The sequence below is a fragment of the Lacinutrix sp. Bg11-31 genome, assembly GCF_002831665.1.
GTDB lineage: Bacteria > Bacteroidota > Bacteroidia > Flavobacteriales > Flavobacteriaceae > Lacinutrix.
Map to the genome: position 1 here is coordinate 1,914,536 of NZ_CP025118.1, position 23,113 is coordinate 1,937,648.

The following is a 23,113-nucleotide window of genomic DNA, read 5'->3' on the forward strand; positions in this document are numbered from 1 at the left end:
AAATGGAAATTACAGACTGGATACAGCATTGGTTTAAAAACAATTGTGATGGAGATTGGGAACATGGCAATGGGATACAAATTACGACAATTGACAATCCAGGATGGGATGTGGAAATTGACATATCTAATACCTCTTTGGCTAATATAGAAATACCATGGATTCTTAATGAAAGTAGCAAGCAAGATTGGTATGGTGTAAAAATTGAAAACCACGTATTTAACGCTTCTGGTGATTCTGGAAAACTAACTTTTTTGCTAGGCTTATTCAAAGAGATGATAGAGAAGTTCGAAAACTCATAACACTATCTTTTTCTACGCTTTCGCGGAAATAAAAAAACCACCTTTCGAGGTGGTTTTTTTTGTTTCAAACATTATTAAAATCTATTATATTTTAATAATTTTTCTCACATAATGTGCTTCATTATATTCTAATTTAACAAAATATATACCTGCATCAAGGTCTTCTATATTTATATTATTACTCCCTTTTATTTCTTTTACAAACTGTCCTGTAATATTAAAAATTAAAATAGAATCGAAATCTACTTGACTATTAATTTTCAAAATATCTTTTACTGGATTTGGATACACTTCAAAATTATCTAAGTCAAAATCTGAAACACTTAAATTCTCTTCAACAACAGTTACTGTTTCATTATTTGTAATAATTGGGAAGTTAAAATCGAAATAAATTTCTGCTTGATTACTAAATGTATCATCTATTACTAAAGTAGTAACAGTCTTTATTTTAAAAATAACATAACCATCATTATTAGCATCATCAAAAGGCAAGTTAATGTTTTCAAAAACAAATTTTACTTCATTATTATTTTCAATTCTAGTAACAAAATCATGACTTGCATATAAAGGCGTAAAAGTAGCCATATCAAACTTAGAGGTATCAATAACGTCCTTTACAACAATATTAATAGCACTAGCAGTTCCTGTGTTTTCAAAACGAATTCTATAATTTAAAGACTCTCCTACTCTGTCTATGTCAATTTCATTGCCTTCTAAACAAGCCTTATCATTTGGATCGAAAGAATTAACAACCATTTGCCTCAAGGCTGTATTGTTATTAATTGGTGTTTCATCACCAACTAAAGGTGTTACGTTTGCAGTGTAAGCTATAAGATCTCCACCATTTAAGGGAAAAGTAACATCGGTTGGTGTATTTAAATTTATCACAATATCAATTTCTCTACTTTCAAAAGGAAGCAAATCAATAAAACTCCACATTAACTCACTACTAACATCACTATCTGGTATTGGTACAGCCGAAACAAAGTTAGTTGTATCATCTAAATACGCAAAAGACACATTACCTGACAATGTAGTATTTCCGCTATTTTTATATACTAATTTATAATTAGCATCAAATCCTGGTCTTGCATCTCCAATAGGAATTAAAACAACTTCTAAATCGTTAAAAACACCATTTGGCGCAATACAAAAGTCCTGACTAAACGGACTAGTATCTATAGTAAAATCTATAGTAACACTTGCAGGTGTAATGTTAAAATAATTAGCATTTTCTAATTGTGGTGTTATGGTATTTATTCCATCTTGAAGTGGTATACTGTAATCTCCAGAATTGTCTGTAAAAAAAACGCTACTGGTAGTCCCATTTGTAATATTGAATCTTAAATTACCATAAGCCAAATCACTAATATCGCAACCATTATTGTCTAAATCTAAAGCCGTCACTCCTTCTACAAAATTAGTCGCTCCTGCAGGATTTAATGTACAGTAGTTAGTAACTGCACAATCTGTATAACCATATTGATTTACAAGATTAGACACCATATCAAACTCAGTATCATCTACACATATAGAAGTAAGAAAACTACATCCCGAAAAATCTAAAGTAGTTAATTGGCTATTGTTTTTTATATTAAGTGTCTCTAGTGAACCACTATCTTGGCATTGTAACGATTGTAAATTAGGATTACCCGAAAAATCTAAAGCTGTTAAAGCATCTAATAATTGACTATAAAAATTTATTAAATTCACACAATTACTTAAATCTATAGAAGTAATGGAAGAGTCGACAAAACTTATAGTTTCTAAATTAATATTTTGTGTAAAATCGATATCTAATCCATAATAAAAATCTGTCCCAAAATTAATTAAATTAGTATTTTGTGTAATATCTAAAGACGTTAAATTTGTCATACCACAATATAAATTTTCTAAGTTTGGGCATTCACTAAAATCTAGTGTTGTAAGATCAAAAGTGTTTTCACTTGTATATTTGGTTAGATTGGGTTTCAAACCTAAATCTAAACTTTGAAGACCATCTACAAAACCCAATTTTATTTCAACTAAACTTTGGTTATTAGCACCTAAATCTATACTGGACAAACTAATTAAGGTACCTGCACCATCAAGAAATAGAATCTCGATACTAGAAAAGGCTTCAAGTCCAGTTATGTCACTAATATTAGAGCTAGCTCCTGTAATTGGATCAACATACTCAAAAATTGGTATTATTAAATTAATAACAGCTTCGGCTTCAGTATTTTGTATCTCGCCATCACCATTTAAATCTATAGTACTATCTCCTGAAAAATCGCCATCTGTATCAACGCAATTATACTCTAGTAGAATTTGCTTAAAAGCAGTATCAGGAATATTAACTATTTGGGCATTTAAAAAACCAAATGCTAATAAGGTGAGTAATAGCGAGTAAAATTGTTTCATAAAATGGTTTTAATATTAAGTTTCTAACAAATTCTAATTGTTATATTTTAGTGAGATATATTGTAAATATAGCACAAACATATTTGGTAGATAAGTTACTAAATTAATAAAAGTAAGTGCACATCTTTAATGTAATAACAAGATGAAGCAATCTTATAAATAGAACTGTTTTTCGCTTTCGCGGAAATACTAAAACCACCTTTTTAAGGTGGCTCTCTATATTCTAAGGTAATTAACAATTTTAAATTATTTATTACCTAAAATCTCTTTAATATTTGGTTTAAAATAATTTGGTCCTTTTAAAACCTTACCATCTTCTCTGTAAATAGGCTGTCCATCTTCACCTAGCTTACTCATATTGCTACGTTGTATTTCGTTAAATACTTCCTCAATTTTATGTTGCATACCATGTTCTATAATGGTTCCACATAAAATGTAAAGCATATCTCCTAAGGCATCTGCAACCTCAACCAAGTCGTTATTATTTGCAGCCTCAAGATACTCTTCGTTCTCTTCTTGCATTAAATTAAAACGCAAGGTGTTTTTAGATTTTCCTAAGTCACCTTTTGGAGCTTCTAAATGTCCAATTTTAAATGCTGTATGAAATGCTTTTACTGCTTCTATTTTATTTTTCATTGAAAAATTTATTTTTCATTTCCGTGAAAACGGAAATCTTGGTTATTAGTTTTCGTATTTTTGCATAAAAATAATACTATGTTTAGTACAGGACAATTAATATTTGGCATTTGTTTTTCAGTTGTGTTTACTATAGCTTTAATTTATATGTATAGAAAGGACTTAAAGCTACATAAACAACATTACAAAGGTACTATTTGGGTATTGGTTGCCTTTATTTCTTTTATTGGACTTATTGCTGCTATTAAATTTATTTTTAAGTAGTTTACCTATAATTGTTGTTTTTTGTCTGTATTTTCTTCCTCTAAAAAAAATAATTGTTAACTTTTAAAAATACCTATAATTAGGTATTTTTAAACATCTTTTATTTGATGTTATTTACGCTAACTAATCTAACTCAAAAAAACAATTATTATGAAGACTATTAAAACGCTACTTTATTCGTTTCTCTTTTTGCTTCTTTGCTTAAATTTTTCTTGTAAAAACACAAATACAAATAGTGTTGAAACAGAATCTACAAAAGATGAAACACCTAAATTTAAAAATAAAGAAATAGTAGAATATAAGCAAGCTTCATCTACTATTAGAAAAATAAATATAGATGAAGGTGAACATGAAACCTACAGTAATAAAAGCTTACACGTTGTATCTGGCAAAGAAAACAGTTATATAAAAGAAGGCAATATCTTTTTAGACATACCAGTACCAAATGCAGATTATTATGGCTTATACAAAGAAGATGTTTCATCTAGCACTATAAGCGCAATAGTATATGTAATAACAGACAGAAAAGAAAAAGGTGCTTTAGAAAAAGTGCCTACACATATTCTAGAAGATAAAATTTCTCTTAGTTTTATTGGAGGCAGTGTTAAAGACGGTAAGCTGGTAGTTTTTGTTGTAAATGATACTCCTGACGATTTTAGACAAAGTAAAAAAAAGATAATTACTCAATTTAGGGAACAAATAGCAAACAATAATATTAATGTTGATTGTCTTGAATTATTTAATAATGTACCTAAATCTACAAATGAAAATCCTAAACCTAAAGAGGCTTGTGGAGGAATAATAGTCGAGTAACAAATAAATGAGACACTTCCATAAATATTTATTTTTTTATGTTCTCGCATTTGGTTTAACTACCAAAGTATTTTCTAGTAATGTTCAAGACTCGATTGCAAACCAGTTTAAAACAAAAGTATCTCAAACAAATGCTAATGAAGATAAAGCAGAACTATTGTTTTTACTTGCCGAGCGTTATTCAAATTTAAACAAAGCAGATTCAGCATTTAAATATTACAACCAATCTCTTAAACTTAGTAAAGAACTCGGGTTAAGAGATAGGTTTATGGAATGTAACAAGGAGCTGTTTCAGCTATTAGATTCTCAAAACCAACTCAATATTGATCCATTACCATATTTAGATTCTTATTTTAATTACGCTAAAGTCAATAACGATAATAAGAAACTACTAGAGGCTAAATTAGATTATGCATCTTATTATTTTAACCCAACAAACTACAAAAAATCTAAAGCGTATTATCTCGATGCACTAAATGATGCTAAAGCAATAAACGATAGTTATACACAAGCAAAAATAAATACCAATTTGGGTTTGTTATATTCCGGATTTATAGCACAAGATTCTGCTAGGCTATTTTTTGAAAAAGCATTAAAACTGTACAAAACCGAAAATGTTAATGCCTTATTTTCTACATATTTTAATTACGCTAATTCTTACCAAAAAGATAAAGAATACATAAAGGCAATTGAATATTTAAAAAAAGCAGAGGCAATAGCACTAACAAAATACAAGAATAATTACCAAAAGAATCTATATGCAAAATTAACTATTTGCTATAAACATTTAAATGATTATCAAAATGCCTACAACGCTTTCGAAAAATATAATACTGTAAGAGACAGTATAAATGTTACTTCACAGAATATTGCTATTTCCGAAATAAAAGAACAATATGATAACGAAAAACTACGTGGTGACAATTTAGAAAGTGAAGCCAAACGTAAACAAACTCAAAACTTACTTTTTGCAGCTATTGGATTCTTGGTTTTTGGTGGAATAACAGCCTTTTTAATTCAGAAAAACACTAAACGAAAACAACTATTAGCAGAACAAGAAAGCAAACTTAAAACCCAAAAACTAGCAACAGTACTAAAAGAACAAGAACTTACTAGTATTGATGCTATGATAGAAGGCCAAGAAAAAGAACGCCAAAGAATAGCAAACGAACTCCATGACGATTTAGGTGGACTTATGGCAACTGTAAAGCTTCATTTTAATGTATTAAAAGAAAAACAATCTCCAGATTTATTTAATAAAACAAATGTATTATTAGACGAAGCTTATAAAAAAGTTAGAAGTATTGCTCATGCTAAAAACTCTGGTGTTATAGCTAAACAAGGGCTTTTAAAAGCTATAAAAGATATGGCAAAAAAAATATCTGGAGCTAATAAAATACAAATAGAAGTAATAGATCATGGCCTTGAAAACCGTCTAGAAAACAGCTTAGAAATAACACTTTTTAGAATTATTCAAGAATTGGTTACCAATACAATAAAGCATTCGAAAGCTTCGCAAGTAACCATACACCTTACTAACCACGAAAACAGCTTAAACATTATGGTAGAAGATAATGGCATAGGTTTTAACACTAAAAACATTAGTAAAGAAGGTATGGGAATCCACAGTATAGATAAACGCGTAGAACATCTAGAAGGAAACATGACTATAGAGTCTGAAATAAATAAAGGAACATCTATAATTATAGACATCCCTATTTAGGATAATGAAAATTTTATCTATGATTTAAAATTTATAAAACAATTAAACATTAAATAATGATACGACTAGCCATTGCAGAGGATCATCAATCTTTAATTGATGGTTTAGAACTACTACTAAAATATGAAGAAGGCATTTCTATTGTAGGAACAGCAAACGATGGAGAGCAGCTCCTTGAAATTGTAAGACTAAAACAACCAAACGTTGTTATTACAGATATTAGAATGCCAAAAATGGATGGTATTACAGCTGCTAAGCAAATAATAAAAGAATTTCCCACAACCAAAATACTGGCCTTTTCTATGTTCGATCAATTAGATGCAATCGAGCAAATGTTAGAAGCTGGCGCAAAAGGATATATACTAAAAAACTCTTCTTTAAACGAAGTACTATTAGCTATAAGAACTATTCATAAAGGTGAAAAATATTTCGACAAAAATATAGACACTAACGCACTAGGCAAAGAAAAAAACAATAGCAAAAAAGGGCTATTAACTAAAAGACAAATTGAAATTCTACACTTGGTAGCTCAAGGAAAAACCTCTCGTGAAATTGCCGAGCAGCTCTTTATTGGCATCCATACTGTAGATACACACAGAAAAAACATGATTCGTATTTTAGGACTAAAAGGTAAAGGCGAGTTAATGCGTTATGCTTTAGAGAAGAAATATACATTTAAAAATACCCGGAATTAGGTATGTACTTGTATAATATAACCTGTTATTTTTGAAAAATCAACCAATTAAACTTTATGCTATGAAATACTTTTTACACTTTCTATTATTATTAATTTGCTTTCAATTATCTGCTCAAACTATAGAGATTGATGTAACAAGTCAAATAGAAGAGTTAACAATTCCTTCAGACATTAATAAATATAACTTTAAAATGACTCATGTTGAAAAAACCTCTATTTATAAAATAAAAGTAAAAAAAGAAGATTTAAAAATAGAAGTATTAAAAACACCTACAGATTTTGCTAGCATTAACGGCCTTGCTGAGATAAACAATTTAGAAATATCTATTGGAGATTTTAATTTGGATAAAGGGCAACAACTTACTATTGAAATTCAAGAAACAAAAAAGGATGGTAAAGAAGGAACTCACTTAAAGCGAATTTACACAACCCAACAACGTGGAGAATGGCGAACCACTTTTGGTTTTAATTTCATTTTTTTAACCAATCAAGAAACGTACTATTCTAAAACTAATACCGATGAAGATATTGCTGGTTCTTATATAATTACGGAAGGAAATAACAAAGAAAAATTTCAATACCATCCTACTTTAATGTTCACTTGGTTAAGTAAAAACCATCTATTTGGAAATGCCAACTGGAAACATGGCTTTTCTGGTGGAATTGGTTACGATTTTAAAACCAGTTTATCTATTTTCTCAGGTTATTCTATTATCTATAATGAAAACATTACAATAACCACAGGAGTCGCTTTTCATAATCATAAAAGATTATCTTCTAATTATTCTAATGGAGATAGTATAAATGAAAATTTAACTTTCGATCAGTTACATACCGATTACATAAGAGCTAATCCATTTGTCTCATTCTCTTTTCGATTAGACAAAAATCCTTTCAAATAATTAACTTCAATTATCATTTAACTCAAAAATCCCCAATATTGGGGATTTTTTGGCTTCATACTCTTTCATACTTTGCAGTCTAATTAACTCTTAAACTATAACTTATGAAAACTTACTTACTATTATTTGCTTTAGCTATAACTACTATTGGCTATTCCAACAACAGCACTTCAATTAATCTAGAAACAAACAACAGTATACTTGTTGGTAAAAAGAAAGTAGAACTAGGTGTCTCAGAAAGTGATGCTGAAATTTTTATAAACGGAAAACTTGTTGGTAAAGGTGGTACAGAAGTAACAGTACCAAAAAACGATTGTGTTACTGTAATTATAAAAAAAGTAGCCTATTTAACAGAGCGTATTGAGTTTTGTAATAAAAAAGACATGACTAAGCCACCAAAAACACATTATGTAGAAATGAAACGTGACGACTCTTACGATGCATCTATACTAACCGATATTGCCAATATAGATATTGAGTTAAAATGTAACAGCATGGAAAAAGACAAAGCATGGAAACTAATAAACCAGATTGTGCTTACATATATTGATGTCATTGAAATGACAGATAAAGAAACAGGTTATTTACGTACATCTTGGTCTTTAAAAACGTTTATGCAAAATACAGTACGAACAAGAATTATTATTAAAGAATCGTCAAGCGACCCACTTATGTTTAAAGTAAAACTAATTAGTGAAGCTTCTGGAATGCCAATGACAAGTGTAAAAAGCGACGAACTCTACAAAGAATGGGATCGTGTACTACGTAGTTACTCTAATGTGATTTCAGAATTTCAAGCCAGAGTAAAATAATGATATTCATTTATCAGAAACTTACTATTTTATTAGGTTTATTACGCTCAATAATCCTGTAAATAAGCACCTTATTAAACACTAGATTTTATTAATTCGCTATTAATCAATTTCTTTTTTAAAATCCCCAATATTGGGGATTTTTTGGTTTCCCATCTTTCTTTACATTACTATAAATTAATCAAAAACACAAAACCATGAAAATTTTAAAAACCATTTTTACTGTTATTATTATTACACTATTTACAGTCTCTTGCGGAAGCGATGATGATAATGAGGATTCAAACCAAGTTACAACAGCTCAAAACAAAGAACGTATTATAGGCACTTGGAAATTTACCACAAGTACTACAAATGGTGAAACAGATACAGATATATGGATTTGCGATTTTGAAGACACTCACACCTTCTCAAACACTTCTATTGCAAGCAAATACTATTCAGACCCATCTGGTAACAATGAGGCTAACTGTGAGTTAGACGAAACTTATAATACAAACTACACTATTAGCGCCAATACCTTAACAAGCGAAGACTATTCTCAAGAAATTTTAACATTAAATAGTACTACCCTAGTTTTAAAAGACGTTGATGAATATGACGGTAATACTTATATCTATACAGAAACCTTCACCAAACAATAAATCTTATGAAAACGCTATTAAAATTTATAACCGCAATACTAATACTTTGTAGCACACAAATTGATGCCCAAGAAAGTATTAAACCACTACGTATTGGTGCGAAAATAGGTGTACCAAATATTATTAGTGCTAACCTAGAATATGTTACACCATTATTAGACAATAGAGTCTCAATAATGTTAGACTACATGTCGTTGTCTAAAACTGTAGATGATGTTAATGTAAATTACAATAATTTCGAAATTGGCTCTAACATTTACATTAACAATACAGGCAAAGGCTTCTATGGAGGTATTTCTTACTTCTCTTTTAATGCCGAAGGAACCTATAGCGATGTAGAATTCGATTCAGGAACAAATGAAGGTACAGCAAACATAGAATTCAATACTATAAACCTTAAAATTGGTGCTAAACTGGGCAGAACTTTCTTCTTTAGAATAGAAGCAGGATACGGTTTAGGTGAAATTCCAGAATATGTAGTTGTAAAGAGCAATTCTAACAACGAAACATCTATTGAAGAAATACCCGAAGTTCCTGGTATTAGCGAATCTGGATTACCAGTCTTTAATATTGGTATTGGATTTAGTTTTATGTAAACTACTTTTTTAGTATTAGTCTTTCTTATAAAGCTCTTCATTTCTGAAGGGCTTTTCTTTTATTTCTTATTTATATCTATCTTTGATAAAATAATTATCATCTTAATAAATAATGAAAGCCATAAAATACATTTTCTTCCTTATTCTTATAGCTATTATTGCATTAGCAATATATATAGCTGTGCAACCAAGCGAATTCTCTGTAACAAGAACGCGTACCATAAATGCACCTGCAGCTGTAATTTACAAGAATGTTAATGACTATAAAAACTGGAATTCTTGGTCTTCTTGGGTAGAAAAAGATCCTAATATGAAAATTACTTTACCTGAATTAACTAAAGGTGAAGGTTCAAGCTATACTTGGGAAGATAAAGATGGTATTGGCACAATGAAAACAATTGAAACAAACACCAATAAATCTATAAGCCAAGTAATGCAGTTTGCAGACTTCCCATCATCTGATGTCTCATGGAAATTTAAACCAAATGCAGATGGCTCAACAGATGTAACGTGGAATATAGCAGGTAAAAATTTACCATTTGAATTTAAAGCATTTGCTGCTTTTATGGGTGGAATGGAAAAACAAATAGGTCCAGAATACGAACGTAGTTTAGAAAAACTTGATAGCATAGTTCTGTTAGACATGAAAAAATACAGCATTGTAGTTGATAAAGAAACAATACAACACAGTGGAGGCTATTATATTTATAATACTGCTGCTACAACTCTAGACGATTTTAAAAGTAAAATGGCTACAATGTTACCAGCTGTTATGTCTTACGCTGAAAAAAACAACATTACAATGGCTGGAGCACCCTACGTTTTATATCATAAATATGATGAGGAAAACAACGCAGTTATGTTTTCATGCTGTGTCCCAACAACTGCTCGTGTAATTACTACAGGAGGAGAAATATTAACTGGTCAATTAAAACCATTTAAAGCTGTAAAAACGACTTTAAATGGTGATTATAGTAATTTAAAAGATGCTTGGGAAAAAGCAATAAAAACTATTACAGACAGTGGTTTAGAACAAGAAGAGAATGGACCAAATTTAGAGGCTTACTTAAACTCACCAATGAACACGCCTAATCCAGCAGAATTAAAAACTAAAATTTACATTGCAGTAAAATAACAGTATTAATATAGTATCATAAAAAAAAGCAGTTCTAAATTTAGAACTGCTTTTTCATTTACACTTAATTTATATTAATTATCCGATAAGCAAATGTTAGGTGCTATAGATGTACCTGGATGCATTACTACGCTATCTACAACCGTTTTTGGTTTTGCGCTTAATATAATATTACCACAATTTTTAATGGTAGAAGCGGTAAACTCAAAGTCTCCAAATGGGTTATCTCCAGCTATAGAACTACTTAATGTTTGATTAACATCTGTAGCTGTTGTTCTTAAAACAAACGTACTTAAGTGTGCCTCTTGAATATCAAAATTTCCCTTAATTTGAATGCCTTTAGAAAAGTGAGAGCAATCACCATAGTCATCAATATTAAGCGTTAAAATTGGTGCTTGATTATCCATTTGAATAATTTGACTATCTACTGCTACTCCTAAATGCTCAAGCTCTATTAGCAATCGGTTATTTGTTCCAGGAGAAAAGTTAGCAATAACACTGTATGTGTTTTTATTACCACCTATATACGTATAAACATCGTTTACTGGTATTACAGTTGTATAAATTACAGATCCTGTAACGTTATTATGCCCTTCTAATACTAATGTATTATTTACATATTTAACCTCTCCAGTGTCCAAATTTGTTGTTTTAATTTTATAGCTCTGTCCTGCATAAGTAGTCGCTAAACCTTGAATAATAATCTTTTTCGCAAAAGCACTTCCAGATGTAACAGTATTCATAGTAAATCCAAATTTCGCTCCTGCTAATGTTAATCCATCTACATTATTTATAAAATCTGTAGAAACACCTCCAACTGAAACTAATTTAGGACCATTACTCACTAATGCCTTCTGTAATTGAATATAAGACTCAACCACATTACCATAATTAGAACACCCAAAACCTTGTGGTGAAGTGTTCCAAGATAATATAGCTCTAACCTTTAATACTTGTGGATTTTCACAATCTTGTTTTAATTCATCAAAATTATAAGGTAAAACTACAGAATAGTGAATACCATCACTCGGAATATCTGCAATATCATATGCGCTCACAAAAGTAGTTCCTGCATGTTTCCATTGGCAATTTTCTTCGGTTTGTATCCAAAAAGAAACATACTCTCTACTTCCTGTACTGCACAAATTGCCGCTGTAACCTGATGGCTTTTTAATCTTTAAAGTACCTACCAATGCTTCTTGATTATAATCTGCTCCAACACATAATAATTCTTCAAAATCAGTATTACATTCTAATTGATTCCAGTTCACTAAAACATCTGACAAGTTAAAATCGTTCAACTCAAATAAATCATTGATTTCTGTAATATTAGCTAATTCTTTTTCAGACTCTACTTGTTGTAATAATTTATGTCCAAAGCGTTGAGGACCAAATTTTTCTTTTTTATAAAGCTGATTTAATTCGGCAAAATTATAAGCCTTTGGTGCTATACTTTTTTTAGCCTTCTGTAAAGTGTTTATTAAATTAGGGTTTAAGTTAGTAATCGCATTAATAGACAATTCTGGGTTTAATAGAGCAGTATTAAACAAGTCGTCTAATTCAAATATTGGGAAATCTGGTATAAACAATTTTAAAGGTTCTATTTGCACTTGCACTTCTTTTTTATCACTCCAAACGTAAGTTCCATTAGTTAACTCTGGATCGTTTGCCGCAGGAATAGTACTCCAAGATAAAACAGCTCTAACCAAAGGCAAATTAGCTATGTTACAAGATTTTTTCTTTGGGCTTATATTTAATCTAACAGTATAGTTAATAGGTTTTTCATCTTTATTACTACAATCTTTTTGTGTTGGAATATCGTGTACATTAACACCAACATAACCCATATCTTCCCAACCATCTCCTTCTTGATAATTCATGTAAAACCTTACATATTCAAAAGAGCCATTGGTACACAAACCTCCAGAATAACCTGTTTGCCGTTTTATATTTATTGTTGCTGTTAATTGTTTAAAAGTCGAATTATAACCAACACAACCTAACGACTCGAAAGAGGTATTAAATTGCTGTTTGTAAAGACTTAAAGGTGTCTTTAATTTTAGTTTAGAGACTCCTTTTTTAGTCATTGTTAAAAAAGGTTTAAACTCTTGTCTTGCAACTAATAGCTGCTTTTCATTTAGCTTTTCCATGATGTAAAAAATTTATAATAGCATACTTACTCTATTTTGGCTTTTCAGTTTCCGCCAAATCCTGATATTTTAGTATAAACTACACACCAGAATACACCACTTAATACACTAAAAACAAAATAGTTAACACGCAACATGTTAAAGTCTAAACTTTAAATATTTTGTTATTTTGAAAAGAGATTAGAAAAAAAGAGATAATATTGCACCTCATTCTATTGTAATATGAAGAATATTTTACTTGTATTTGTTGGTGGTGGTTTTGGTAGTGTACTTCGCTACTTACTAGGGAACTATTTAAACAATACCCAAAACGGAATACCTTATGGCACTTTCGCTGCCAATATTTTAGGGAGTTTACTTATAGGTATTATATTAGGTTTAGCACTTAAAAACAATACACTTTCTCAAAACCACACGCTGCTTTTAGCCACTGGTTTTTGTGGTGGTTTTACCACGTTTTCAAGCTTTGCTTACGAGAATCATGTATTCTTAAAGGCAGGAGATTTTACAAGTTTTGCTCTTTACACTATAGCAAGTTTTGTTATTGGCTTTTTAGCCGTTTTTGGTGGCATGTATTTAGCTAAGAGTTTTTAATGCTTTCCATAAGCTTTAACTCCTGCTTCTACTCTAACATCTAAAGAGTTTTCTAAAGGAACAATAGGACAAGAATATCTTGGGCTGTAAGCACAATAAGGGTTGTAGGCTTCGTTAAAATTTAAAACCATCGTATTGCCTTTAGGTGTGCTTGTGTCTAAATAACGTCCTCCTCCATAACTCTCTTCACCATTAGTTTGGTCTATAAAAGGAAGAAACAAATGATCTTCGTAGCCCTCACGTTTTACTAGTTCTAAATTCTGATAAATATTTAATTTACAATCCTTGCCATTTAAAACAAAAGACAATTCACCATACTTAACATACATTGGTTTACGATCTGTTGTAGTTGCCATTTCAAAAGGTGTCTGGTTTGGTGTGCTTTTAAAATTAGCTGTAACAACGTAAGTAGAATCAAATTTAAAGAAATCTAAAGCCCTAAAGGTTTTTCTATCCTTTTCAGTTAAAGGTGATTTTAAGGCATCTTTAAATTCAGCATTTTGTTCTTTTTGGTGTTCTGTATCTCCTAAAAGCGGTTGTTTATCTTGTGCGCAGCTTAATGCTGAAACGAATAAAATTGAAAGTAATATGATTTTTTTCATAATATAATTTAAGAGTAAATTTTTAATTATTTGGGTTGAAAGATGGGTTTAAACTAGGACTCATATTCGATTTATAAGATTGTAATAAATCTAAAGATAAGGCATCAAAATTTTTCACTTCAGACAGTGTTTTAATCTTATCTGGATCAAAACGACCTTGTAAATAAAATGCAGTTGCTTCTTTTTCGTCGCAATTAAAAAGAATAACATCTGTTAGTACATTACCATTTTCTTTAACCGAAATAATACGCGTGTTATTAACCTGGTTATCTCTAAACATATCTAAATATCCTGCACTTGTAACCGCATTTATTTCTGTTATTATTTGTTGTCTTCTAAAAGAAGAAACACTATTAAGCTTTATGTATTTTACATCTTGAAGATTACCAATTACACTTTTTGTTTCTGGTGAAACCGAACTTAAAAGTGCTTTCATAACATTTGGCACTTGAAAAGAAGTAGCTCCTAAATCTGTTTTATGGTTATTGTAAAAACCTTGAAACGACGCACTTCCGCAAGAAAAAAGCAAAAGAAAAACACTAAAGATTAAAACTATTTTCTTCATAAAGAATATATTTATTTCATTCCAAAAGTACAACTTATTACTTTTTTTGTTTAATTTTATACTTTGAAAAGATAAATAAAATGAATTTAGTCATTACATATTATAGAAAACAAACCTCTTGTAGAGATACAGATTGGGCTTGCTATATTTTGTAATGATATAAATATCGATTAATACAATATTAAAAGTCCAACTTCGTAGTTGGACTTTTTTAATTTAAGACTATTACGAATTAAACTTTTAGTAAATGAAATAAACAAAAAACCAACCAAACCATGAAAAAATTATTTAACAACTATTTCGAAACATTTAAAGGCCTCTCTCAAGAAGTTTGGTGGCTTGCACTAATTACTTTTATTAATCGTGCAGGAACAATGGTAATTCCGTTTTTATCAATTTATTTAACAGAAGACTTAAATCTATCTTTAGAAAATGTTGGTTGGATAATGACGTGTTTTGGTTTAGGCTCTGTAATTGGAACATGGATTGGTGGAAAACTAACAGACTCTATTGGTTTTTATAAAGTTATGGTAGGTAGCTTATTCCTTACTGGTCTTATTTTTATTGCTGTTCAATATTTAAAAACATTTGAATCCTTTTGCTTTGGCATCTTTTTTCTAATGATAGTTGCAGACACTTTTAGGCCTGCAATGTTTGTAGCAATGAGTGCGTATAGTAAACCCGAAAACAAAACAAGAAGTGTAACATTAATACGTTTAGCAATAAATCTTGGATTTTCGGCTGGTCCTGCTTTAGGTGGAATAATAATTACCATTATGGGTTATTCTGGTTTATTTTGGGCAGATGGCATTACATGTATTTTAGCAACATTTGTTCTATTTAAAGTATTAAACCCTAAAAAAACAGTAGTGCAAGATAAAATAGAAGTAGAAAATCCAAAATCTGTGTACAGTAATAAAGCGTTTATGATTTTCTTTTTTGCTATGTTAATTTTTGCTGTAATATTTTTCCAATACTTTTCTGCAATGCCATTGTATTATAGAGATGTGCACTTATTAGACAAAATTGAAATTGGTTTATTATTAGGAGCTAATGGTTTTTTTATATTTCTATTTGAAATGCCTTTAATAAGCTGGCTCGAAAAAAGTAGTTATAACAAAATTGGATTAATATTATTTGGAGCCTTTTTAGTAGGCTTAAGTTTTCTTGTATTAAACCTTACAACTTGGTCTGGCGTTATAATAATTGGAATGTTATTAATGACTATTGGAGAAATGATTGCATTTCCGTTTTCAAATTCTTTTGCAATGGAACAAGCCAAGAAAGGAAATCAAGGCGAATATATGGCCATGTATATTATGTCTTTTTCTGTGGCTAGCGTTTTTGGTTTTAATGCAGGATTGCAAACAATATCAGGTATTGGTTTTAACAATACATGGACAATAATGACAGCTCTGTCGGGTTTATGCGTGCTTTTATTATTTATTTTAAAATTATATATGAAGAAAAAAGCAGCATAAAATAAACTTAAACCAAATCGCAATAGCTACAAATAATACAAGCGCATTAGTTCCTTTTTATAAAAAATTAGGCTTAAAATTAATAGTAGATGCATTGCCTCGTTACGCTAGACTAGAATGTCCAGATGGTGAGGCAACGTTATCTATTTATTTTTCTGAAACACCATCGAACAACAATACAACATTATATTTTGAAGATAAAAATCTAGATATTTTAGTTCAAGAGCTTAAGAAAAAAATGAATAACACTTAATCAATTACCTAAGGATGAATCTTGGCTTTGGAGACAAGCTAAATTGCAAGATCCAGATGGTAATAGCATTATATTGTTTAAGGCTGATGATAACAGGAAAAATCCGCCTTGGCGAATAGATTAAATTTAATTAAAAATTCACAAAATGGAAATGTTCTTTTTTACAATTGGAATAATTTCTCTTTTAACTTTTAAAGCTTCCCATCCACAACCAGACGACTATCTATATCTAAATCTTCGACTTTAATCACTTTTATTTTAGAGATATCTTTATGCCTTGGGTTTATTAAAATATTGCTTGCCATTGGCAGAATAGTACATGGCACTTTTAAGCCTAATTTTTTATTAGCTTTTAAAAATGCTGACCCTAAATTTACAGTGCTATTTCTTGGTGGATTATCTCTCCAATCATCGTTTAGATCTTTTAATTTTAATTTAGTATCAATTAACGCATCAGGAATCTCTATTTCAATGTAACCAAAATCATTAGTAAGATGCTTAAAATCTAAATGCACTAAAACTTCAAGAAGACTGGTAGATAGACTATCCGAAAAATAAAGCATAGCCATGCCTTTTTTATTCCATCGTCCTCCAAACAATCGAGAACCTTCTCCAGATAAATCTTCTAAATATTGCTTTTTTGCTATTCTAAATACGCGCATGTATTAAGAGTAAACACCAAATTCTATACGACCTAAAACATCTAAAATTAAAGCAGTACCAAAACTAGTATCTAGTAAACTAATAGGCTTGTTATAATTTAAAACGCGAATATCGCTATGTAGCCAAGATGTAAAATTATCTAACGTTCCTAAAACTTCGATACCTCTAGAAACCACTTGCGCAATCTCTAAAATTTGCTCTGTACTGTATACATTTAATAAATCGCTATCGTTTTTGCGTTGTATGGTACGATGCGAAATATGAATTAAATCACTCATGCGCTCCATAGAAACCCCTAACAATTTACTTAACGTTAAAACAGCCGATTTTGGCAACCCTTTTCTTGTAATTTGAATAAGATCGAAATCGCTACTTATATCTTGAGAAATACTTGTACTACCTCCTAAAACACTTATAATTCTATCGTATTTGTTATCTAAGCCGTAGAATGCTTCTGGCTCGTTTGCTAAATTTTGAATACTGTTGTCTTGTTTATATTGTTTCATAATTGCGACATTTTACACAAATATAACCCTTTTTGTCGTGATTAAAAAACATTTAGCCAACTATTAATTACAAATCTTACAGTCTTTTTTCTCCTGTATTTCACCTATTAACACTCCTTTATCGTTTTCTACAAAACCACAACAGTCTTTAAAACCTTGTGCCACCATCTTTCTTGCACGTTGAATTTGCGATTTTACCGTTGGTAAACTAACGTGTAATTGGTTTGCAACTTCAGCTTGTTTTAAACCTTTAATATCCGAAAAGAAATAATGGATCTCTATACTTTTTAGGCAAGCGCTTTATAATACCATACAAGCATTCTTTTTCTGTATGTACAGACTCCTCTATAAATGTTTCAGTTTAAGAATTAGCAATCTCAAAAGTTAAATTTGTAGACTTAAAATAATCTAAAACCGAATATCTAGCAATAGAGAAAACCCAAGCTTTCACTTTAGATTCATCTTTAAGCGTTTCTAATTTTGTATGAATTTTAATAAAAGTATCCTGCAAAATATCATCCGTAATTGCTGGATCTTTTACTTTACTTAAAATAAAGTGTTTTAAGTCTTGAGAATAACTTTGCCAAACATGTTGTGTAGTCATAGTTTTAAATTAGTCGGTTTAAAAGCATATTCCTTTAAACCCACTTTTATTTTAACAATTACAGTTAGAACATGTACAATTAGCACAGTTTCCTTTAGAGCAACCTTTGCAGTTGCAAGTACATTCTTTATTTTTCATGATATCTAATTTTAAGTTTATATAATAGACGCAGAATGTTTTAAAAAGATGCAAAAAAAAGCGACTACTTTCATTTTATTTTACTTAAAAAAATAGCCTTAACTTTTGTTAACCAAAACAACCAACATGAAAAAGACAATTCTTGTAGAGCGAAAAAGTAAAATACAATTAAAATTATTACAACTACATATAGAAAATGAGGTAAGAAAAGCTACCATACCTATTGAAGACATAGGCTTTTTAGTATTAGATCATGCCGAAATTTACATTAGTATTCCTGCAATAAATTGCTTAACCCAAAACAATGTAGCTATTATTTTTTGTAATGAAAAACACTTACCTAATGGCATGTTATTAAACCTTAATGGCCACCACATACAACAACAACTATTTAAAAAACAAATAGATGCCAGCTTACCTCTCAAAAAAAAATTATGGGAACAAACGGTTAAAGAAAAAATTAAAAATCAAGGATTTTTATTAAATACAATTACAGGAAAAGAAAACACTTTTAAGTATTTAGCAAGCAAAGTTAAAAGTGGAGACACAACAAATATGGAAGGTGTTGCTGCTAATTTTTATTGGAAGTCTTTTTTTAGTCTAGATTTTAAAAGAGAGCGTTTTGGTAACTATCCAAATAATTTTTTAAATTATGGATACGCCATTTTACGTGCAGCAACTGCAAGAGCTCTTTCTGGAAGCGGGCTATTAAATACTTTAGGCATACACCATAAAAATAAATACAATGCATTTGCTTTAGCAGATGATATTATGGAACCTTACAGACCAATTGTAGATGAAGCCGTTTATAGTATAATGGAAAATTATGACGAGCAAGAATTAACAACAGAAACAAAATCCATATTACTACAAATACTTACCAGAACAGTATATTTTAAAACCGAAAAAACCATACTTATGCTTGGTTTGCAAAAAACCGCAAGCTCTTTACAGCAATGCTACACTGGAGAACGCAAAAAAATTAAGTATCCAAAATTATGGAATTAAACGGTTATAGAATTATGTGGTTATTTGTTTTCTTCGATTTACCAACAGACACAGCTAAAGACAGAAAAAATGCTGCTGGCTTTAGAAAAAACCTACTTAAAGATGGGTTTAATATGATGCAATACTCTGTATATATGCGCCATTGCGCTAGTAGCGAAAGTGCCGATGCACACGAAAAACGTATAAAAGCATTATTACCGCCTTTGGGCAAAGTGAGTATTTTACGTATTACAGATAAACAATTTGGAAATATTATGAATTTTTGGGGAAGAGCTGAAGCGCCAAAAACACCACAACCAACACAATTAGAACTATTTTAAAAACAAAAAAATGCAACAATCTTGCCTTATCACTGCAAAAAAGAAGCATTTTTTTAAACGATATTTATATTTAATTTACTGAATAACAGAAGGTAACAAGCCAACTAATATCGTGTTTTCTAATCTTTAATCAAACCACAACGACACTGTGCTTCCTGCTTTACGTGGTTATAATATCGTGTTTTCTAATCTTTAATCAAACCACAACTTCTGCTCCGTTTAAAAATAATTTAAAGACAATATCGTGTTTTCTAATCTTTAATCAAACCACAACCACGCCCGTATGTGTTTGCTTGCTGCTCTAAATATCGTGTTTTCTAATCTTTAATCAAACCACAACCCTTGTTAGTAATTGGCGCAATAGGTGGAGAATATCGTGTTTTCTAATCTTTAATCAAACCACAACTCTTAGCTACTATATTCTTATTCCTTTGTAAATATCGTGTTTTCTAATCTTTAATCAAACCACAACTGCAGATAGGTTAGACACTTCTGTAACTAAAATATCGTGTTTTCTAATCTTTAATCAAACCACAACTTTTGCCGTTTCTCAATGGAAATCTTTTTCAATATCGTGTTTTCTAATCTTTAATCAAACCACAACACACCCATGGTCTTATTACGTAGATGCAGAATATCGTGTTTTCTAATCTTTAATCAAACCACAACCTACCATCCTTGGTATATAAGAACAGTAGCAATATCGTGTTTTCTAATCTTTAATCAAACCACAACGATCATTAGATTCTTTAATATCTAATTCTAAATATCGTGTTTTCTAATCTTTAATCAAACCACAACGAAGTATTCTTAGTAATATCTTGACTATTAAATATCGTGTTTTCTAATCTTTAATCAAACCACAACTTAGAAAACGCATTTGAAAAATCTAAGCAAAATATCGTGTTTTCTAATCTTTAATCAAACCACAACTTTGTTTTCTCTCTTCGCTGTAAGAGTTTAAATATCGTGTTTTCTAATCTTTAATCAAACCACAACGTTATTACATTAGGCTTAAAATACATTATTAATATCGTGTTTTCTAATCTTTAATCAAACCACAACGTAGATTTGTAAAAGAAATAACAACTAAAAAATATCGTGTTTTCTAATCTTTAATCAAACCACAACTTGCTTACACTGCTTATTTACGTGTTGTCGAATATCGTGTTTTCTAATCTTTAATCAAACCACAACATATACTTTCTATTGATACGGACAAAAGGTAATATCGTGTTTTCTAATCTTTAATCAAACCACAACTTGGCTTTGGCTACATTTCTTTTAGCAATGAATATCGTGTTTTCTAATCTTTAATCAAACCACAACCTAAAGACAAGAGTTTAGATTGCAATGATTAATATCGTGTTTTCTAATCTTTAATCAAACCACAACTGCTTCTGTGTACATGTGTTTGTGTTTTACAATATCGTGTTTTCTAATCTTTAATCAAACCACAACTATTGACGGAATGCGAAACGACATAATGGGAATATCGTGTTTTCTAATCTTTAATCAAACCACAACTTTACAGACGTGTTTATAGCATCCACCTTAATATCTTGTTTTCTAATCTTTAATCAAACCACAACGTTATCCAAGTAAGTAAGTGATATAAAATTAATATCGTGTTTTCTAATCTTTAATCAAACCACAACTGTTTTCTTAAATCTACTAAAGAGACTAAAAATATCGTGTTTTCTAATCTTTAATCAAACCACAACCATTAATAGTATAGTTCGTTGTTGGGAAACAATATCGTGTTTTCTAATCTTTAATCAAACCACAACGGTATAGTTAATGCTTTGTTCCGTGCTTCTAATATCGTGTTTTCTAATCTTTAATCAAACCACAACTGATAAAGAACCTAAACCTAACTCACCTAAAATATCGTGTTTTCTAATCTTTAATCAAACCACAACCCTTTCGATGTTATGCGATCTGGAGAAAAAAATATCGTGTTTTCTAATCTTTAATCAAACCACAACAGTGAAGTATTAGAAAAAAGAGGTTATAAAAATATCGTGTTTTCTAATCTTTAATCAAACCACAACTTTGCCTATTAGCTTTGTATTTCTTTTTGAAATATCGTGTTTTCTAATCTTTAATCAAACCACAACCTGATGATGTAAACGAAGTAAGAAAACTTAATATCGTGTTTTCTAATCTTTAATCAAACCACAACCATGCACCACTCATTAATAAGTAGTTTCCAATATCGTGTTTTCTAATCTTTAATCAAACCACAACATACTCTCCATTATTATCTCCATCATTTCTAATATCGTGTTTTCTAATCTTTAATCAAACCACAACTTGGAGATTAGGAGAAAGTGTAGACGGTGGAATATCGTGTTTTCTAATCTTTAATCAAACCACAACTCTGAGCTTGAGTTCTTTTTCTATTAAGTTAATATCGTGTTTTCTAATCTTTAATCAAACCACAACTTAAACCATCCAAACAAAGAGATGTAAGTAAATATCGTGTTTTCTAATCTTTAATCAAACCACAACATAGTACACGTTACTACAGACAAGAAAGGAATATCGTGTTTTCTAATCTTTAATCAAACCACAACAAGAACTAAGTGACAGATTTATTCTGTACAAATATCGTGTTTTCTAATCTTTAATCAAACCACAACTGCAATTGGTACATCAATAATTTCTGTAAAATATCGTGTTTTCTAATCTTTAATCAAACCACAACTATCAATATTAAACCCTCTTGATTTATCTAAATATCGTGTTTTCTAATCTTTAATCAAACCACAACTAAGCTTTGTTCAACGCGACAGAAATTGCCAATATCGTGTTTTCTAATCTTTAATCAAACCACAACTATATAGTTAAAGTTACTTTTTTTGTTAGTAATATCGTGTTTTCTAATCTTTAATCAAACCACAACGTAACCAGCATTTAAAAACAACAATGAAAAATATCGTGTTTTCTAATCTTTAATCAAACCACAACTAAGTCGTCACGACCTTTAATAAGATTACCAATATCGTGTTTTCTAATCTTTAATCAAACCACAACTTAGCAATATAGATAAGCATAAAGACGTAAAATATCGTGTTTTCTAATCTTTAATCAAACCACAACTTATAAGAACTGTATCTAGTATTGTTATTAATATCGTGTTTTCTAATCTTTAATCAAACCACAACAGTAGTGTAGCGACTGAAAGCGAGCGAAACAATATCGTGTTTTCTAATCTTTAATCAAACCACAACTACCTACGTTTATATAGGTAGGCTTTTTTAAATATCGTGTTTTCTAATCTTTAATCAAACCACAAC

24 protein-coding genes and 1 CRISPR repeat array (1 of these 25 only partly in view) are annotated in these 23,113 nt (G+C 30.1%); of the genes, 15 read left to right on the forward strand and 9 right to left on the reverse strand.

From position 1 onward, the window contains the following. Positions 1-2 precede the first annotated feature (2 nt). Positions 3-302 carry an immunity 53 family protein gene (locus CW733_RS08635; protein WP_100996813.1) on the forward strand — a complete coding sequence of 100 codons (300 nt, stop codon included), beginning with the start codon at positions 3-5 and terminating at the stop codon, positions 300-302. A gap of 84 nt (positions 303-386) precedes the next feature. Here the strand turns inward: CW733_RS08635 and CW733_RS08640 are convergent, their stop codons facing one another. Further along, positions 387-2,705: a T9SS type A sorting domain-containing protein gene (locus CW733_RS08640; RefSeq protein WP_100996814.1), complete on the reverse strand. Its 2,319-nt coding sequence runs from the start codon at positions 2,703-2,705 to the stop codon at positions 387-389. 246 nt (positions 2,706-2,951) lie between these two features. Then, positions 2,952-3,341, reverse strand: a complete 390-nt coding sequence (locus tag CW733_RS08645) for a nucleoside triphosphate pyrophosphohydrolase family protein (RefSeq protein WP_100996815.1) — start codon at positions 3,339-3,341, stop codon at positions 2,952-2,954. A gap of 78 nt (positions 3,342-3,419) precedes the next feature. On the opposite strand from CW733_RS08645, the gene CW733_RS08650 reads away from it, so the two are divergent. The 9 genes from CW733_RS08650 to CW733_RS08690 all read left to right on the forward strand — a co-directional run bounded on the left by CW733_RS08650 (position 3,420) and on the right by CW733_RS08690 (position 10,927). Beyond that, positions 3,420-3,605 (forward strand): hypothetical protein, encoded by a 186-nt coding sequence (locus tag CW733_RS08650; protein WP_100996816.1) that lies wholly within the window; start codon positions 3,420-3,422, stop codon positions 3,603-3,605. Between the two features lie 150 nt (positions 3,606-3,755). Beyond that, positions 3,756-4,418 carry a hypothetical protein gene (locus CW733_RS08655; RefSeq protein WP_100996817.1) on the forward strand — a complete coding sequence of 221 codons (663 nt, stop codon included), beginning with the start codon at positions 3,756-3,758 and terminating at the stop codon, positions 4,416-4,418. A 7-nt stretch (positions 4,419-4,425) separates the two neighbouring features. After that, positions 4,426-6,141 carry an ATP-binding protein gene (locus CW733_RS08660; RefSeq protein WP_100996818.1) on the forward strand — a complete coding sequence of 572 codons (1,716 nt, stop codon included), beginning with the start codon at positions 4,426-4,428 and terminating at the stop codon, positions 6,139-6,141. A 56-nt stretch (positions 6,142-6,197) separates the two neighbouring features. Continuing rightward, a complete protein-coding gene (locus tag CW733_RS08665; protein ID WP_100996819.1) occupies positions 6,198-6,836 on the forward strand; it encodes a response regulator transcription factor in 639 nt (212 codons plus the stop codon). A 61-nt stretch (positions 6,837-6,897) separates the two neighbouring features. After that, positions 6,898-7,740: a hypothetical protein gene (locus tag CW733_RS08670; protein ID WP_100996820.1), complete on the forward strand. Its 843-nt coding sequence runs from the start codon at positions 6,898-6,900 to the stop codon at positions 7,738-7,740. 104 nt (positions 7,741-7,844) lie between these two features. Continuing rightward, positions 7,845-8,552: a hypothetical protein gene (locus tag CW733_RS08675; RefSeq protein ID WP_100996821.1), complete on the forward strand. Its 708-nt coding sequence runs from the start codon at positions 7,845-7,847 to the stop codon at positions 8,550-8,552. Positions 8,553-8,749: 197 nt separating this feature from the next. Beyond that, positions 8,750-9,196 (forward strand): lipocalin family protein, encoded by a 447-nt coding sequence (locus tag CW733_RS08680; RefSeq protein WP_100996822.1) that lies wholly within the window; start codon positions 8,750-8,752, stop codon positions 9,194-9,196. 5 nt (positions 9,197-9,201) lie between these two features. Then, positions 9,202-9,792: a hypothetical protein gene (locus tag CW733_RS08685; protein ID WP_100996823.1), complete on the forward strand. Its 591-nt coding sequence runs from the start codon at positions 9,202-9,204 to the stop codon at positions 9,790-9,792. A gap of 112 nt (positions 9,793-9,904) precedes the next feature. Beyond that, entirely contained in the window at positions 9,905-10,927 is a 1,023-nt protein-coding gene (locus tag CW733_RS08690) for an SRPBCC family protein (RefSeq protein WP_100996824.1), read from the forward strand. A 74-nt stretch (positions 10,928-11,001) separates the two neighbouring features. Here CW733_RS08690 and CW733_RS08695 read toward each other — a convergent pair whose 3' ends face one another. Beyond that, a complete protein-coding gene (locus tag CW733_RS08695; RefSeq protein WP_100996825.1) occupies positions 11,002-13,077 on the reverse strand; it encodes a hypothetical protein in 2,076 nt (691 codons plus the stop codon). Between the two features lie 222 nt (positions 13,078-13,299). Between CW733_RS08695 and crcB the strand changes: the two genes are divergently transcribed. Further along, positions 13,300-13,671, forward strand: a complete 372-nt coding sequence (gene crcB / locus CW733_RS08700; RefSeq protein ID WP_100996826.1) for a fluoride efflux transporter CrcB — start codon at positions 13,300-13,302, stop codon at positions 13,669-13,671. Here crcB and CW733_RS08705 read toward each other — a convergent pair. Together CW733_RS08705 and CW733_RS08710 are read right to left on the reverse strand one after the other, a co-directional pair. Next, a complete protein-coding gene (locus CW733_RS08705; RefSeq protein ID WP_100996827.1) occupies positions 13,668-14,273 on the reverse strand; it encodes a DUF1684 domain-containing protein in 606 nt (201 codons plus the stop codon). The two genes, crcB and CW733_RS08705, sit on opposite strands and share 4 nt — an antisense overlap. A 22-nt stretch (positions 14,274-14,295) precedes the next feature. Further along, positions 14,296-14,838: a DUF4252 domain-containing protein gene (locus CW733_RS08710; protein WP_100996828.1), complete on the reverse strand. Its 543-nt coding sequence runs from the start codon at positions 14,836-14,838 to the stop codon at positions 14,296-14,298. Positions 14,839-15,113: 275 nt separating this feature from the next. On the opposite strand from CW733_RS08710, the gene CW733_RS08715 reads away from it, so the two are divergent. Together CW733_RS08715 and CW733_RS16765 are read left to right on the forward strand one after the other, a co-directional pair. Then, the gene (locus CW733_RS08715; RefSeq protein ID WP_100996829.1) at positions 15,114-16,319 is read left to right on the forward strand and encodes an MFS transporter; all 1,206 of its coding nucleotides are present in this window, start codon (positions 15,114-15,116) and stop codon (positions 16,317-16,319) included. A 94-nt stretch (positions 16,320-16,413) separates the two neighbouring features. Continuing rightward, positions 16,414-16,572, forward strand: a complete 159-nt coding sequence (locus CW733_RS16765) for a hypothetical protein (protein WP_369806610.1) — start codon at positions 16,414-16,416, stop codon at positions 16,570-16,572. A 191-nt stretch (positions 16,573-16,763) separates the two neighbouring features. Here the strand turns inward: CW733_RS16765 and CW733_RS08725 are convergent, their stop codons facing one another. The 4 genes from CW733_RS08725 to CW733_RS16775 all read right to left on the reverse strand — a co-directional run bounded on the left by CW733_RS08725 (position 16,764) and on the right by CW733_RS16775 (position 18,345). Further along, complete coding sequence (locus CW733_RS08725) at positions 16,764-17,234, reverse strand: RES family NAD+ phosphorylase (RefSeq protein WP_100996830.1); 471 nt, start codon at positions 17,232-17,234, stop codon at positions 16,764-16,766. 3 nt (positions 17,235-17,237) lie between these two features. Next, positions 17,238-17,741 (reverse strand): antitoxin Xre-like helix-turn-helix domain-containing protein, encoded by a 504-nt coding sequence (locus CW733_RS08730; RefSeq protein ID WP_100996831.1) that lies wholly within the window; start codon positions 17,739-17,741, stop codon positions 17,238-17,240. Positions 17,742-17,804: 63 nt separating this feature from the next. Next, the gene (locus tag CW733_RS16770) at positions 17,805-18,023 is read right to left on the reverse strand and encodes a sigma factor-like helix-turn-helix DNA-binding protein (protein WP_369806632.1); all 219 of its coding nucleotides are present in this window, start codon (positions 18,021-18,023) and stop codon (positions 17,805-17,807) included. A gap of 79 nt (positions 18,024-18,102) precedes the next feature. Then, positions 18,103-18,345: a sigma factor gene (locus CW733_RS16775; RefSeq protein ID WP_369806611.1), complete on the reverse strand. Its 243-nt coding sequence runs from the start codon at positions 18,343-18,345 to the stop codon at positions 18,103-18,105. Positions 18,346-18,609: 264 nt separating this feature from the next. Between CW733_RS16775 and cas1 the strand changes: the two genes are divergently transcribed. After that, entirely contained in the window at positions 18,610-19,491 is an 882-nt protein-coding gene (cas1, locus tag CW733_RS08740) for a type II CRISPR-associated endonuclease Cas1 (protein WP_100996832.1), read from the forward strand. Further along, positions 19,482-19,811, forward strand: a complete 330-nt coding sequence (cas2, locus tag CW733_RS08745; protein WP_100996833.1) for a CRISPR-associated endonuclease Cas2 — start codon at positions 19,482-19,484, stop codon at positions 19,809-19,811. Before cas1 ends, cas2 begins: the two co-directional genes overlap by 10 nt. A gap of 106 nt (positions 19,812-19,917) precedes the next feature. Beyond that, positions 19,918-23,113: direct repeats of the CRISPR family, unit length 36 nt; unit sequence AATATCGTGTTTTCTAATCTTTAATCAAACCACAAC (it continues 660 nt past the right edge of the window).

Excerpts from the sequence above, each read along its gene's own strand:
- CW733_RS08635 (WP_100996813.1), top strand. The coding sequence starts at position 3 with ATGGAAATTACAGACTGGATACAGCATTGGTTTAAAAACAATTGTGAT.
- CW733_RS08640 (WP_100996814.1), bottom strand. The coding sequence starts at position 2,705 with ATGAAACAATTTTACTCGCTATTACTCACCTTATTAGCATTTGGTTTT.
- CW733_RS08645 (WP_100996815.1), bottom strand. The coding sequence starts at position 3,341 with ATGAAAAATAAAATAGAAGCAGTAAAAGCATTTCATACAGCATTTAAA.
- CW733_RS08650 (WP_100996816.1), top strand. The coding sequence starts at position 3,420 with ATGTTTAGTACAGGACAATTAATATTTGGCATTTGTTTTTCAGTTGTG.
- CW733_RS08655 (WP_100996817.1), top strand. The coding sequence starts at position 3,756 with ATGAAGACTATTAAAACGCTACTTTATTCGTTTCTCTTTTTGCTTCTT.
- CW733_RS08660 (WP_100996818.1), top strand. The coding sequence starts at position 4,426 with ATGAGACACTTCCATAAATATTTATTTTTTTATGTTCTCGCATTTGGT.
- CW733_RS08665 (WP_100996819.1), top strand. The coding sequence starts at position 6,198 with ATGATACGACTAGCCATTGCAGAGGATCATCAATCTTTAATTGATGGT.
- CW733_RS08670 (WP_100996820.1), top strand. The coding sequence starts at position 6,898 with ATGAAATACTTTTTACACTTTCTATTATTATTAATTTGCTTTCAATTA.
- CW733_RS08675 (WP_100996821.1), top strand. The coding sequence starts at position 7,845 with ATGAAAACTTACTTACTATTATTTGCTTTAGCTATAACTACTATTGGC.
- CW733_RS08680 (WP_100996822.1), top strand. The coding sequence starts at position 8,750 with ATGAAAATTTTAAAAACCATTTTTACTGTTATTATTATTACACTATTT.
- CW733_RS08685 (WP_100996823.1), top strand. The coding sequence starts at position 9,202 with ATGAAAACGCTATTAAAATTTATAACCGCAATACTAATACTTTGTAGC.
- CW733_RS08690 (WP_100996824.1), top strand. The coding sequence starts at position 9,905 with ATGAAAGCCATAAAATACATTTTCTTCCTTATTCTTATAGCTATTATT.
- CW733_RS08695 (WP_100996825.1), bottom strand. The coding sequence starts at position 13,077 with ATGGAAAAGCTAAATGAAAAGCAGCTATTAGTTGCAAGACAAGAGTTT.
- crcB (WP_100996826.1), top strand. The coding sequence starts at position 13,300 with ATGAAGAATATTTTACTTGTATTTGTTGGTGGTGGTTTTGGTAGTGTA.
- CW733_RS08705 (WP_100996827.1), bottom strand. The coding sequence starts at position 14,273 with ATGAAAAAAATCATATTACTTTCAATTTTATTCGTTTCAGCATTAAGC.
- CW733_RS08710 (WP_100996828.1), bottom strand. The coding sequence starts at position 14,838 with ATGAAGAAAATAGTTTTAATCTTTAGTGTTTTTCTTTTGCTTTTTTCT.
- CW733_RS08715 (WP_100996829.1), top strand. The coding sequence starts at position 15,114 with ATGAAAAAATTATTTAACAACTATTTCGAAACATTTAAAGGCCTCTCT.
- CW733_RS08725 (WP_100996830.1), bottom strand. The coding sequence starts at position 17,234 with ATGCGCGTATTTAGAATAGCAAAAAAGCAATATTTAGAAGATTTATCT.
- CW733_RS08730 (WP_100996831.1), bottom strand. The coding sequence starts at position 17,741 with ATGAAACAATATAAACAAGACAACAGTATTCAAAATTTAGCAAACGAG.
- CW733_RS16775 (WP_369806611.1), bottom strand. The coding sequence starts at position 18,345 with ATGACTACACAACATGTTTGGCAAAGTTATTCTCAAGACTTAAAACAC.
- cas1 (WP_100996832.1), top strand. The coding sequence starts at position 18,610 with ATGAAAAAGACAATTCTTGTAGAGCGAAAAAGTAAAATACAATTAAAA.
- cas2 (WP_100996833.1), top strand. The coding sequence starts at position 19,482 with ATGGAATTAAACGGTTATAGAATTATGTGGTTATTTGTTTTCTTCGAT.